Below are 13,035 nucleotides of genomic sequence, written 5' to 3' on the forward strand. Positions count from 1 at the left end.
CCAGGGTGACCCCCACAGGGTAGCGCCTGGCCAACGCCGGGCGGAATGCAACAACGACACGGAGGGTGTTCGATGTTCGCTGTGGTTCCAGATCCGATTCCCGCACGCATGCGCGTGCTCAACCGCGCCGAAGTGTGCGACGTCAACTTCCTCGATGCGGTGCGTGGCTGGCGCGGCACCCCGCGTCCGCGCCCGGCACCGGATGCGCCGATCCTGCCGGGCAGCACGCTCACCGCCGCAGCGTTTGGCGAGCTGTTCGATTCGCAGCTGGCCAGCCGCCAGCTGGACCTGATGGCACGCGTGCTGCGCGTGCAGAACAAGGTCTTCTACACCATCGGTTCCTCCGGCCACGAAGGCAACGCGCTGTTGGCGCGGGCCTGCCGGCATACCGATCCAGCCTTCCTGCACTATCGCTCTGGTGCCTTCATGGCCGAGCGTTCGCGCCAGGTGCCGGGCATCGATCCGCTGCGCGATGCCGCGCTGTCTTTCGCCGCCAGCGCCGATGACCCGGCCAGCGGGGGGCGCCACAAGGTGTGGGGCAGCAAACCGTTGTGGGTGCTGCCGCAGACCTCGACCATCGCGTCGCACCTGCCGAAAGCGCTGGGCACCGCGCTGGCCATCGAGAGCGGCAAGCGCCTGGGGCAGCCGTTGCCGATCCCGGCCGACAGCATCGTGCTGTGCTCGTTCGGCGACGCCTCGGCCAACCATGCCACCGCGCAGACCGCGTTCAACACCGCGATGTGGTCGGCCTACCAGAAGCTGCCGGCGCCGATCCTGTTCGTCTGCGAGGACAACGGCCTGGGCATCTCGGTGAAGACACCGGAAGGCTGGATTGCCGAGCGCTTCAGGCGCCAGCCGGGGCTGGACTATTTCTTTGCCGATGGCCTGGACCTGGCCACGGGGCACGCCCAGGTGCAGGCGGCGGTGGAACACTGCCGGCGCACGCGGCGGCCCACCTTCCTGCATCTACGTACCACCCGCCTGATGGGCCACGCCGGCACCGACTTTGAAGTGGAATGGCGCGCGCTGCCGGAGCTGTGCGCGGCCGAGGCGCAGGATCCGCTGCTGCGCTCGGCGCAGATCGCGATGGAGTCGGGCTGGATGGATGCGGCCGCCATCGAAGTGGCCTACGAGACGATGCGCGCGCGCTGCCTGGCCGCGGCGGCAGATGCCGAAGGCCGCCCGACGCTGCAGTCACTGCAGGAGGTGATGGCGCCGCTGGCGCCGTACACGCCGGCGGCGGTGCAGGCCGAAGCGCGGCGCGAGGTGCCTGCCGATGCGCGCGAAGCGCTGTATGGCGGTGCGGAGGCCCTGCCCGAGCGGCAGCCAGCACGGCACCTCGCCATCCAGATCAACCACGGCCTGCAGGAGCTGCTGGCCAAGTATCCGCAGAGCCTGCTGTTCGGTGAGGATGTGGCGCAGAAGGGCGGTGTCTACACCGTCACCAAGGATCTGCTGCGCCGCTTCGGCCCGCGCCGGGTGTTCAACACCCTGCTGGACGAGACCATGATCCTGGGCATGGCGCAGGGCCTGGCCAACATGGGCATGCTGCCGATTCCGGAGATCCAGTACCTGGCCTACCTGCACAACGCCATCGACCAGGTGCGCGGTGAAGCGTGTTCGCTGCAGTTCTTCTCCAATGACCAGTACCGCAACCCGATGCTGGTGCGGGTGGCCGGGCTGGGCTACCAGAAGGGCTTCGGTGGCCACTTCCACAACGACAATTCGATCACCGCGCTGCGCGACATTCCCGGCCTGGTGGTCGGTTGCCCGTCGCGCGGCGACGATGCGGTGATGATGCTGCGCACGTTGGCCGCGCTGGCGCGGGTGGACGGGCGGGTGGCGGTGTTCCTGGAGCCGATCGCGCTGTACATGAGCAAGGACCTGCATGCGCCGGGCGATGGCCAGTGGCTGTTCGACTACCCCGCCCAGGGCCAGGCGCTGGTGCCGGGCGAGGGCCGGGTCTATGCGCCGGAGGCAGGCGACCTGGTGGTCTACACCTATGGCAACGGCGTGCCGATGGCGCTGCGCGCGGCGCGGGCGATCGAGCAGCAGCTGGGCTGGCAGGTGCGGGTGGTCGACCTGCGCTGGCTGGTGCCGCTGGATGCCGGCTTCATCGCCAGCCAGGCGGCCAGTGCGCGGCGGGTGCTGGTGCTGGACGAGGGCCGCCACAGTGGCGGGGTGGGTGAGGGCGTGGTCACCGCCCTGGTCGAGGCCGGCTTCGGCCACCTGCCGCTGCGCCGGGTCTGTGGTGCCGATACCTATACCCCGTTGGCGGGGGCAGCAATGTTCGGGCTTCCAAGCGACAATGCAGTGATTGGCGCCGCCCTTGAACTGGCGCAGGAACCCTGATGCATGTGTGGATTGGCGGGAATGTTGTTGCCGGCGCCGGTGGCGTCGGCCGAGGAGCTGCAGGCGCAGGTCCTGGCCATGGGCGAGGCGCTGCACCACCGCGGGCCGGATGATGGCGGCAGCTGGGTCGACGCCACGGCCGGCATCGCGCTGGCGCATCGCCGCCTGAGCATCCTCGACCTGTCGCCGCTGGGGCACCAGCCGATGGCCTCGTCCGATGGCCGCTACGTGATGGCCTACAACGGCGAGGTCTACAACTTCGCCGCCCTGCGTGCCGAACTGGAGCCGCTGGGGCATGTTTTCCGTGGCCACTCCGACACCGAAGTGCTGCTGGCAGCGATCCTGCAATGGGGCATGGAAGACACCCTGCAGCGCTGCAACGGCATGTTCGCCATTGCGCTGTGGGACCGCCAGGAGCAGTGCCTGTGGCTGGCCCGCGACCGTGTTGGCAAGAAGCCGCTGTACTACGGCTGGGCCGGTGACACCCTGGTGTTCGGTTCGGAACTGAAGGCGCTGTGGCAGCACCCGGCCTTCGACAACGACATCGACCGTGACGCCCTGACCCTGCTGCTGCGGTTGGACTACATTCCGGCGCCGCACAGCATCCACCAGCGCTGCTACAAGCTGATGCCCGGGCGCGTGCTGCGCCTGGACGTCGAAGCCGTAGCGGCGGGTGCGGCAGCGCACCGGCCGGAACAGGCGCAGCGCCCGTACTGGGATGCGCGTGCCCGCATGCAGGCGGCGCTGGCCGCGCCGTTCCAGGGCCGCATCGAGGAGGCCGAGGAGCAGCTGGATGGGCTGCTGCGCGACGCGGTGGCGCTGCGCATGGTGGCCGACGTGCCGGTGGGCGTGTTCCTGTCCGGCGGTACCGATTCGTCGCTGGTGGCCGCGCTGATGCAGGCACAGAGCGGACAGCCGGTGCACAGCTTCAGCATTGGCTTCACCGGTTCGGGCCACGACGAGGCGCCGCTGGCCAAGGAGCTGGCCGCGCATCTGGGCTGTGACCACACCGAACTCTACGTCAGCGGTGCCGATGCGTTGGCGGTGGTACCGCAGTTGCCGGCGATGTTCGACGAACCCTTCGCCGATGCCTCGCAGGTACCGACCGCGCTGGTCGCCCGTCTGGCGCGGCAGGGTGTGACCGTGGCGCTGTCCGGCGATGGTGGCGACGAGCTGTTCTTCGGCTATACCCGCTATGTGCGCGCGCTGCGCAACTGGCAGATGCTGGGACGCGTGCCGGGGCCGCTGCGGCGCTGGATGGGCGCGCGCTCCCAGCAGCAGGGCGAGGCCTCGCGTACCGGCGGCCTGGCCGCGCTGTTGGCAGAATCCGGCGCGCGTGGCATCGGTGACGTGTACCGCAACCGCATCTCGCGCTGGCGCGACCCGGCGGCGGCAGTGCCCGGGGCGCAGGCGGCGGGCAGCTTCTACGACCTGGCCGACCCGTTGCACGGTGCCGGGACGCCGGCCGATGCGATGATGCTGGCCGATTACGTGACCTACCTGCCGGATGACCTGCTGTGCAAGGTCGACCGCACCTCGATGGCGGTCAGCCTGGAAGCCCGCGCACCGCTGTTGGATTCTCGCGTGGCCGAGTTTGCCTGGTCGCTGCCGCTGGGCTTCAAGCGCAGTGAAACCACCAGCAAGGTGCTGCTCAAGCGCGTGCTGGGCCGTTATGTGCCGCAGTCGATGGTGCACCGGCCCAAGCGTGGCTTCGGCGCGCCGGTCAGTGACTGGCTGAAGGGCGACCTGCGGCCGTGGGCCGAAGACCTGCTGCAGCCGGCACGGCTGGAGCGTGAGGGCGTGCTGTCGGCTGCCGCGGTACAGCCGCTGTGGCAGCAGTTCCTCGGCGGCCAACGCAAGTGGCATACCCATCTGTGGAACGTGCTGATGTTCCAGGCCTGGCAGGCGCATTGGCGGCAGGTGCGCGCGGGCGTGACCGGCGGCTGATCTTCACCGGCATGCAAGGGCCCGGCGACTAGGCTGGGCCTCCCGCACCGTGAGGAGTATGTCCCGATGTCCGTCCCCACCATCGCCGTGTTCGTCGGCAGCCTGCGCAAGGATTCCTGCAACCGCAAACTGGCCCATGCGCTGGAGAAGATTGCCGGTGACCGTGCGCGCTTCCAGTACGTGCAGATCGGTGATCTGCCGCTGTACGACCAGGACTTCGATGGCCAGTATCCGGCGCAGGGTACCCGGCTGAAGGACCAGGTCCGTGCCGCCGATGCGGTGCTGTTCGTGACCCCGGAATACAACCGGTCGGTGCCGGGCGTGCTGAAGAACGCCATCGACATCGGCTCGCGCCCGTATGGTGACAGCGCGTTTGCCGGCAAACCGGCGGCGGTGATCGGCGCCTCCATCGGCCAGATCGGCACCGCTGTGGCCCAGCAGCACCTGCGCAACAGCCTGGCCTTCCTGGACATGCATGTGCTGGGTCAGCCCGAGGCATTCATCCACTTCAAGGACGGTCTGATCGATGCCGACGGCACGATCCACAACGAGGGCACGCAGAAATTCCTGCAGGGCTATGTGGACCGGTTCCTGGCGTTGATCGCGGTTCACGTCAAGGGCGATTGAGACCGAGGGGGTCAGAGCCCTCTGCTTTGCAGAGGGATCCGACCCAGCCATGCCAAGGGGCGGATCCCGTCGCGCAGTGGCGGGCTCTGACCCCACGTCCAGCGGGGCAGGCCGGAGCCCGTACGTTGCACGGGGTCCGACCCTGATCGCCTGATCTGCGATAATGACCCGCTCGGGCGTCGCAACGGCGCCCGTCGCAGGCACTGCGACGCCCCCACGCCAGAGTGGGCAGGCACTGGCGGATATCCCCCGTTTCTCCACGGCTTATCCACAGGCTTGTCCATGGCCGCCGGGGTCGGCGCATGCCTACACTCGTCTGGCCCACTTTTGCAGGAAACACCGCAGATGTCCGCTCGCCCCGGCTTCCGTTCCAACCGCAGAGAGCGCGGTGATGGCTTTGATCGCGATCGTGATCGCGACGAGTCGCGCATCGACCAGTTGCGGGTGCCGCCCCATTCGGTGGAAGCCGAACAGGCGGTGCTGGGTGGCCTGATGCTGGCCCCGGAGGCCTATGACCGGGTCAATGACCAGTTGACCGAAGGCGATTTCTACCGCCGTGATCATCAGATGATCTACCGCGCGATCCGCGAGCTGTCCGAACGCGAGCGACCGTTCGATGCGGTGACCCTGGGCGAGTGGTTCGAATCGCAGGGCAAGATGGAACTGGTGGGCGATGGTGCCTATCTGATCGAGCTGGCCAGTACCACGCCGTCGGCGGCCAACATCGTGGCCTACGCCGAGATCGTGCGTGACAAGGCGGTGCTGCGGCAATTGATCCAGGTGGGCACCGACATCGTCAACGACGGTTTCCAGCCCGAGGGCCGTGACAGCAGCGAGCTGCTGGCGTCGGCGGAAAAGAGCGTGTTCGCCATCGCCGAACAGGGCGCACGCGGCCGTACCGATTTCGTGGCGATGCCCGGTGCTCTGAAGGATGCCTTCGAAGAGCTGCGCAGTCGCTTCGAGAACGGCGGCAACATCACCGGCCTGCCGACCGGCTACAACGATTTCGATGCGATGACCTCCGGCCTGCAGCCGACCGACCTGATCATCCTCGCCGCGCGCCCGGCCATGGGCAAGACCACCTTCGCGCTGAACATCGCCGAGTACGCGGCGATCAAGTCGAAGAAGGGCGTGGCGGTGTTCTCGATGGAAATGTCGGCATCGCAGCTGGCGATGCGCCTGATTTCCTCCAACGGCCGCATCAACGCGCAGCGCCTGCGTACCGGCCAGCTGGAAGACGAGGACTGGAGCCGCGTCACCAGCGCGATCAAGATGCTGAAGGAAACCAAGATCTTCATCGACGACACGCCGGGCGTGTCGCCGGAAGTGCTGCGCTCCAAGTGCCGCCGCCTCAAGCGCGAACATGACCTGGGCCTGGTGGTGATCGACTACCTGCAGCTGATGAGCGTGCCGGGCAACAGCGAAAACCGCGCGACCGAAATCTCGGAGATCTCGCGTTCGCTGAAGGGCCTGGCCAAGGAACTGCACGTGCCGGTGATCGCGCTGTCGCAGCTCAACCGCTCGCTGGAAACGCGTACCGACAAGCGCCCGGTGATGGCCGACCTTCGCGAATCGGGCGCAATCGAGCAGGATGCGGACATGATCGTCTTCATCTACCGCGACGATTACTACAACAAGGAGAATTCGCCGGACAAGGGCCTGGCCGAGATCATCATCGGCAAGCACCGTGGTGGCCCAACCGGTTCGTGCAAGCTGAAGTTCTTCGGCGAGTACACCCGCTTCGACAACTTGGCCCACGATTCGGTCGGTTCATTCGAATAACCGTAGTGCCGGCCGCTGGCCGGCCCCCCACGGCCGGCAAACCATTCGAAACGCCAAACGTCCGTATGTGGCGTGTAAATGACATGTAACGCGACGCTTCTACGATTCCGCCGCTGCTGCCCTTCGACGCCGCCCTTCGGCGTCCAGCGTGCCCAAGGAATCCGCCCCCATGCCGTCCCACGCTCCGCTCCGCCGCAATCTGCTGGCCCTGCTGGTCTGTGCTTCGCTGCCGTCGCTGGCTGTCGCTGAAACCGCCCCCGCCCCCGACGCGCAGTCGGCTACCACCCTTGACTCGATCTCGGTGATCGGCCGCGGTGAAGCGCGCCAGGTGCAGCGCGTGACCGCCGAGGACATGAAGGTGCTGCCGCCGGGTGCCAATCCGCTGAAGCTGCTTGCGACCAAGCCGGGCGTGCATTTCGAATCGGCCGATGCCACCGGCGCCTACGAATGGTCCACCACCATCAGCCTGCGTGGCTTCAACCAGAACCGCCTGGGCTACACCCTTGATGGCATCCCGCTGGGCAACATGGCCTATGGCAACAGCAACGGCCTGCACATCAGCCGCGCGGTGATCAGCGAGAACCTGGGCGGTGCGGAGGTCTCCACCGGCATCGGCGCACTGGGTACGCCGTCCACCAGCAACCTCGGCGGCGTGTTCCAGTTCTACTCGATCGATCCGTCCACCGAATATGGGGTCGTGCTGGCACAGAGCTTTGGCAGTGACAGCGCACGCCGCAGCTATGCGCGCCTGGAGACCGGTGAGCACCAGGGCTTTGCTGCCTACCTGTCCGGCGTGTATTCGGAAGGTGACAAGTGGAAGGGCAAGGGCTCGCAGGAGCTGAAGCAGTTCAACGGCAAGGCCACCTACAACTTCGGAACGGACAGCAGGATCACCGCGCTGTTCAACGCCTCGCGCCGCGTCGAGGCCGATTACCAGGATCTGTCGCTGGAGATGATCGATCGCCTCGGCTGGGACTGGGACAACTACGCGCCGGACTGGGATCGCGCCGTCGCCGCCGCACGCGGCAAATTCAGCGGCGGCGTCAACAGCCCGTGGGATGCGTACTACTCGGGCCACGGCCTGCGCAACGATGACCTGTCCAGCATTGCCGGCGATTTCGGCCTGAACGAGTCGATGCGCTTGAAGGTCAATGTCTACAACCACAGCAACCGTGGCCAGGGCCACTGGTTCAGCCCGTCCAATCCGTCCAACCCGGGCACCAGCCGCGAGATTCCGATCTCGATCCGCACCACCGAGTACGCGATCGACCGTACCGGCGTGACCTCGGCGTTCACCTGGAACGTCGGTGGCCACGAACTGGAAGCGGGCCTCTGGTACGAGGACAACGGCCACAGCGTGCAGCGCAACTTCTACTACATCGACGGCCCGATCACCGACGACTTCTTCCTGCGCAACCCGGACCAGCGCGTGTGGCACCAGCGCTACACCACCATCACCCGCCAGTTCTACGTGCAGGACCGCTTCCGCCTGTTCGATGATCGCCTGACCATCGACATCGGCGCGAAGTCGCCGCACACCCGTACCAGCGTGCGCACGCCGCTGGGCAGCTATGCCAACAACAGCAGCCTGACCTCGAAGAAGGGCCTGCTGCCGCAGGCCGGCTTCAACTTCAAGCTCAACGAAGGCAACGAGATCTTCGGTTCGTTCGCCAAGAACATCGCCGCCTATACACTGGGCGTGGGCAGCCCGTTCAACGTGCCGCAGGCCGCCTTCGACAGCAGCGCGAAGAACCTGAAGCCGGAACAGTCGCGCACGATCGAGCTGGGTTGGCGTGGCTACGGCCGCGGCTATGAAGCCTCGGTGGCGGTGTACGACGTCAAGTTCGACAACCGTCTGCTGGCCATCGCGCAGTGCGTGGGCATCCTCGGTTGCCCGGCACTGTTCTCCAACGTCGGGTCGGTGACCAGCCGCGGCGCCGAGGCGACCCTGCAGCTGAAGCCGATGCAGGACCTGACCTGGTCCAATGCGCTGTCCTGGAATGACAGCACCTACGACAACGACTACGTGAACAACGGCGTGGTGCCGACCCGCGGCAAGACGACCGTCGACACCCCGGAATGGATGTTCGCCAGCACCCTGGCGTGGACCCCGGGCCCGTGGGACCTGCGCCTGGCCGCCAACCATGTCGGCAAGCGCTATGTGACCTATACCAACGATGTGTCGGTGCCGAGCTACTGGCTGGTCAACGCCTCGGCGGCCTATGACTTCGGCAAGCTCGGCCCGGCGCAGAACCTGACCGTAGCGCTGAACCTGACCAACCTGACCGACAAGCGCTACCTGTCCTCGATCAACACCAACGGTACCTACGCCGCTGACCCGACCCGCAGCCTGGCGACCATGCAGGTCGGCGCGCCGCGCCAGGTGATGGCCACCGCTACCGTGCGCTTCTGATGCGCGGGCCTGTCGATCCGGAAAGCCGTCGTCGCCTGCTGCGCATGGCGTGGCAGGGCACGGGGGCGGCGATCGCGCTGGCGGCGATGCCGGGGCTGGCCACGGCCGGCCCACGGCCGCGGCTTGGGCGCGATCCGTTCACCCTCGGTGTCGGCGCCGGTGATCCGGATCCACAGGGGGCCGTATTGTGGACGCGGCTGGCACCGGACCCGCTCAATGGCGGCGGCATGCCGTCGCGGGCGGTGCCGGTGCGCTGGTTCGTGGCCGAGGACCCGGGCATGCGCCGGCTGGTGCAGCGGGGGACTGCGGCCGCGGTGCCCGAGCTGGCGCATTCGGTGCACGTGGAGGTCAACGGCCTGCGCCCAGGCCGCGACTACTACTACCGTTTCGCCTGCGACGGCGATGAGGAAAGCGCGGTCGGCCACTTCCGCACCGCGCCGCCGCTGGACACGCAACTGCAGCAGCTTCGGTTGGCCCTGTGCACCTGCCAGGCCTGGAACAGCGGCTATTACCCGGTGCTGCGCGATATCGCGCAGAGCGATGTCGACCTGGTGCTCCACGCGGGTGACTACCTGTACGAGTACAGCCCGCTGCAGAATGCGCGTGGTCGTGCGCTGGATGTCGAGCGCTTCAGCGGCGAGACCGTCAGCCTGGAGCGCTACCGTGACCAGTACGCGCTGTACAAACTCGATCCGGATCTGCAGGCCGCGCACGCCGCACATGCGTTCGCGGTGATCTGGGACGACCATGAAGTGCAGAACGATTACTCCGGCATCCACCCGGAAAAGCCCGGTGTATCGACCGAAGATTTCATCGTGCGTCGTGCGGCGGCCTACCGCGCGTTCTACGAGCACCTGCCGATGCGTAGTACGCCAGCGGGCAATGGCGGCCTGCGCGTGCATCGGCGCCTGCGCTATGGCGACCTGGCACAGCTGACGCTGCTCGATTGCCGTCAGTTCCGCCCGGCCAATCCCTGCGGTGTGGGTGAGTCACCTCGCTGCGAAGCGGCCATGGATCCACGCATGAGCATGCTGGGTACAGGCCAGGAGGCGTGGTTCGCGCAGTCGATGGCCGCCGCGCAAGGCACGCGCTGGAACGTGGTGGTGCAGCAGCTGCTGATGGCGCAGCTGCGGCTGGACGGCGGCACGCCACGCGAGCGCTTCTGGAATGACGCCTGGGATGGCTATCCCGCCGCACGCAACCGGCTGCTGCAGGCGATGCAGGCAGGCGGGCAGGGCAATGCCATCGTGCTGGGCGGCGACTGGCATTCCACCTTCGTCAACGACCTGAAGCTGGACTTCGATGCCGCCAGTGCGCCGGTCGTGGCCACCGAATTCATCGCTCCAGCGATCAGTAGTGGCGGCGACGACACACCGTATGGACCGTATTACGGGCCGTCGATACCGCAGAACCCGCACATCCGCTACTTCGACGGGGACCGCCGTGGCTGGTGGAAGCTGCAGCTGAACCGGCAGACCGTGGATGCGGAACTGCGCTTCGCCGACAGCGTGCTGCGTGCGGACGCTGCGGTGCGCACCGCGGCGCGTTTCCAGGTGACCCACGGCCGTCCGGGCGCGGTCCCGGTGTAAATCCCTGCGGTTGTGCCGGCCGCTGGCCGGCAACCTCCTGAATCTCCGGTTTCCCCGCAATCGGTTTCATCGCCCCCAGCCCGGGTTTCGTCGCAAACCGTTTGCGGGCGGCCAGGGCGGAGCGCCAAGGTGTCCGCAGGCGGCAGGGTGCCGCCACAAGGAGACCGTGATGAAGACCCTGTTCGCGCTCGGTGTATGGTGCCTGCTGTTCGTGCTGTGCTGGCCGCTGGCGATCCTCGCCCTGATCGCCTGGCCGTTCGTGTGGCTGCTGAGCCTGCCGTTCCGCCTGGTCGGCATCACCTTCTCGGCCCTGTTCGCGTTCCTGCGCGCGCTGTTCATGCTGCCGGCGCGCCTGCTCGGTGGCCGGGCGGTGGCTGCATGAGGTCGGTGTTGCTGGTGGGTCTGGTCCTGCTTGCGGGTCCGGTACTGGCCACACCTCCAGCGCCGCCCTCGGTGTGGCTGGAACGCCAGCAGACTGCTGCGGCTGACGAGGCGAACGCTGCAGCGGTCTCTGTGCAGAAATCCAAGGAGCGCTGCAGGGTCGCGAAGGAATGGAAGGTCGGCGAGACGGTGGTGCAGCACCGGGTCTGTGAGGATCCACCAAAGAAGCCGGCTGGAAAGGTGTAGCGCCGAGCCTGTGCTCGGCTCCACATCACGCGGCCTCTGCGCGTAGCGCCGCCTGCACGGCCGGTCGTGCGTTGATCCTGCGGGCATAGGCAGGCAGCGCCGGCCACGCCGCCAGATCGATGGAGAAGAAGCGGCACCAGCCAAGCACCGTGAAAAGGTAGGCATCGGCGACGCTGAAGTCTGGTCCCATGAGAAAGTCCTGCGTTGCCAACGTCTCCTGCAGCAGGTCGAAACGCTTGAACAGCTTCTGCCGGAAGAAGGCCTTGGCCGCTTCCGGCAGATCGGCGTTGAACAGCGGCGCCGAGCCGGCGTGGAACTCGCTGGTCACGAAGTTCAGCCATTCCTGCAGTCGTACCCGCTCCCAGCTGCCGACGGGTGGGGCCAGCGTGCATCCGGGTTTCAGATCGGCCAGGTACTGGACGATGGCCGGGCCTTCGGTCAGCACCTGCCCGTCATCCAGCTCCAGCGCCGCGACATAGCCTTTGCGGTTGATGGTGCGGAAATCGCGACCATCGGCGGTCTGTTTGCTGGCGTTGTCGACCTTGACCAGCTCGAAGGGGAGGCCAAGTTCACGTAGCACGATATGGGGCGACAGCGAGCAGGTGTACGGTGCGTAGTACAGCTTCATGGAGGGTCTCGAGGGAGAAAGGACGGCCGGGTCAGCCGGTGCGAGGCAGTCTGCTGTGCGAGCGGTATCCGGTAAAATCAATCTTCGATTTTTCTCCCATAAGCTGGGCTACTGCCTGTCATGATGAATCTTGCCCACTGGCGCCTGCTGGTTGCGGTGGCCGACGAGGGAACCATCTCGCGCGGCGCTGACCGGGTCGGCATCAGCCAGTCCGGTGCCAGCCAGGCCCTGGCCCAGCTGGAGTCCTCATTGGGGTTTGCGGTGTTCGTGCGCGAGCGGCGTCAGGTCGAGATCACTGCGCTCGGGCAGCGGGTGATCGAACACGCACGCATCATGCTGGGAGGCCTGCAGGCGATCCGCGCGCTGGCCGATGACAGCCAGGGGTTCAGTGGTGCACGCATCCGCCTGGCGACCTTCCCGTCACTCGTTTCCAGCGTGCTGCCAGCGCTGCTGCGGGATTTCCAGCGCCGCCACCCGGGCATCGAGGTGGTGATCGTGGAGGGTACGGACGAGGAGGTTGAGCGCTGGCTCGAATCGGGCACGGTCGACGCCGGCGTGGTGATGAACCCCGCTGCAGATCGCGCGCCGTTGATGCTGGGCAGCGACGGGTGGATGGCGGTGCTCGCGCAGACGCATCCGCTGGGGCGCCGCGCCACCGAAAGCGGGGTGGCCTTGAGCGAGCTGGCGGGCGAACCCTTCATCCTCGCAACAGGGGGTTGTGCGGTGAACGGTCAGCGCCTGATGGCGGACGCTGGTCTACAGCTGAGCGACGTACGAGTGACCGTGCGCGACTGGGCCAGCGCGTGCGTGCTGGCGCGCGAGGGACTGGGCGTCTCGCTGGTGCCGGAATCGACGTTGCCGGACGATCTCCACGGCCTGCGCGTGCTGCCGGTGCAGCCGGGGATCCGCCGCGTGTTTGGTCTGGTCTGTTCGCCGGCGGGTCGCGCATCGCGTGCAACGCAGGTCTTCATGCGGGAGCTGGCCACGGCCGTTGCGGGCAGTGCGTCAGGATCAGCGTGAGCCCGCTACCGGCGGGGAGCCGGAGCGTGCGGACGTCAAGCTGCCCGGCA

Annotated in this window: 10 protein-coding genes; 9 read left to right on the top strand and 1 reads right to left on the bottom strand. The window is 67.1% G+C overall.

The genetic code is table 11. The features are described from left to right. Positions 1–72 precede the first annotated feature (72 nt). The 8 genes from N5D91_RS19005 to N5D91_RS19040 all read left to right on the top strand — a co-directional run bounded on the left by N5D91_RS19005 (position 73) and on the right by N5D91_RS19040 (position 11,337). The gene (locus N5D91_RS19005; RefSeq protein ID WP_180855567.1) at positions 73–2,352 is read left to right on the top strand and encodes a transketolase C-terminal domain-containing protein; all 2,280 of its coding nucleotides are present in this window, start codon (positions 73–75) and stop codon (positions 2,350–2,352) included. A 3-nt stretch (positions 2,353–2,355) separates the two neighbouring features. Then, a complete protein-coding gene (asnB, locus tag N5D91_RS19010; RefSeq protein ID WP_110712847.1) occupies positions 2,356–4,299 on the top strand; it encodes an asparagine synthase (glutamine-hydrolyzing) in 1,944 nt (647 codons plus the stop codon). Between the two features lie 66 nt (positions 4,300–4,365). Continuing rightward, positions 4,366–4,926: an NAD(P)H-dependent oxidoreductase gene (locus N5D91_RS19015; RefSeq protein ID WP_110712846.1), complete on the top strand. Its 561-nt coding sequence runs from the start codon at positions 4,366–4,368 to the stop codon at positions 4,924–4,926. A 345-nt stretch (positions 4,927–5,271) separates the two neighbouring features. Beyond that, entirely contained in the window at positions 5,272–6,708 is a 1,437-nt protein-coding gene (locus N5D91_RS19020; RefSeq protein ID WP_110712845.1) for a replicative DNA helicase, read from the top strand. A gap of 169 nt (positions 6,709–6,877) precedes the next feature. Further along, complete coding sequence (locus tag N5D91_RS19025; protein ID WP_180855568.1) at positions 6,878–9,121, top strand: TonB-dependent receptor; 2,244 nt, start codon at positions 6,878–6,880, stop codon at positions 9,119–9,121. Beyond that, entirely contained in the window at positions 9,121–10,710 is a 1,590-nt protein-coding gene (locus N5D91_RS19030) for an alkaline phosphatase D family protein (protein ID WP_180855569.1), read from the top strand. Before N5D91_RS19025 ends, N5D91_RS19030 begins: the two co-directional genes overlap by 1 nt. A gap of 169 nt (positions 10,711–10,879) precedes the next feature. Next, positions 10,880–11,092, top strand: coding sequence for a hypothetical protein (locus N5D91_RS19035; protein WP_010486834.1), 213 nt, complete (start codon positions 10,880–10,882; stop codon positions 11,090–11,092). Then, positions 11,089–11,337, top strand: a complete 249-nt coding sequence (locus tag N5D91_RS19040; RefSeq protein WP_180855570.1) for a hypothetical protein — start codon at positions 11,089–11,091, stop codon at positions 11,335–11,337. The genes N5D91_RS19035 and N5D91_RS19040 overlap by 4 nt, the downstream gene beginning before the upstream one ends. 25 nt (positions 11,338–11,362) lie before the next feature. Here N5D91_RS19040 and gstA read toward each other — a convergent pair whose 3' ends face one another. Further along, complete coding sequence (gene gstA, locus N5D91_RS19045) at positions 11,363–11,965, bottom strand: glutathione transferase GstA (protein WP_110712841.1); 603 nt, start codon at positions 11,963–11,965, stop codon at positions 11,363–11,365. Positions 11,966–12,088: 123 nt separating this feature from the next. On the opposite strand from gstA, the gene N5D91_RS19050 reads away from it, so the two are divergent. Further along, on the top strand, positions 12,089–12,985 hold the full coding sequence (locus N5D91_RS19050; protein ID WP_258011667.1) for a LysR family transcriptional regulator: 897 nt from the start codon (positions 12,089–12,091) through the stop codon (positions 12,983–12,985). Positions 12,986–13,035: the final 50 nt, after the last annotated feature.

Origin of the sequence: Stenotrophomonas sp. GD03794 (assembly GCF_029842145.1) — a bacterium.
In the GTDB taxonomy this organism is placed as follows: Bacteria; Pseudomonadota; Gammaproteobacteria; order Xanthomonadales; family Xanthomonadaceae; genus Stenotrophomonas; species Stenotrophomonas riyadhensis.

Coding starts and splice junctions, on each gene's coding strand:
- N5D91_RS19005 (WP_180855567.1), top strand. CDS start 73: ATGTTCGCTGTGGTTCCAGATCCGATTCCCGCACGCATGCGCGTGCTC.
- asnB (WP_110712847.1), top strand. CDS start 2,356: ATGTGTGGATTGGCGGGAATGTTGTTGCCGGCGCCGGTGGCGTCGGCC.
- N5D91_RS19015 (WP_110712846.1), top strand. CDS start 4,366: ATGTCCGTCCCCACCATCGCCGTGTTCGTCGGCAGCCTGCGCAAGGAT.
- N5D91_RS19020 (WP_110712845.1), top strand. CDS start 5,272: ATGTCCGCTCGCCCCGGCTTCCGTTCCAACCGCAGAGAGCGCGGTGAT.
- N5D91_RS19025 (WP_180855568.1), top strand. CDS start 6,878: ATGCCGTCCCACGCTCCGCTCCGCCGCAATCTGCTGGCCCTGCTGGTC.
- N5D91_RS19030 (WP_180855569.1), top strand. CDS start 9,121: ATGCGCGGGCCTGTCGATCCGGAAAGCCGTCGTCGCCTGCTGCGCATG.
- N5D91_RS19035 (WP_010486834.1), top strand. CDS start 10,880: ATGAAGACCCTGTTCGCGCTCGGTGTATGGTGCCTGCTGTTCGTGCTG.
- N5D91_RS19040 (WP_180855570.1), top strand. CDS start 11,089: ATGAGGTCGGTGTTGCTGGTGGGTCTGGTCCTGCTTGCGGGTCCGGTA.
- gstA (WP_110712841.1), bottom strand. CDS start 11,965: ATGAAGCTGTACTACGCACCGTACACCTGCTCGCTGTCGCCCCATATC.
- N5D91_RS19050 (WP_258011667.1), top strand. CDS start 12,089: ATGAATCTTGCCCACTGGCGCCTGCTGGTTGCGGTGGCCGACGAGGGA.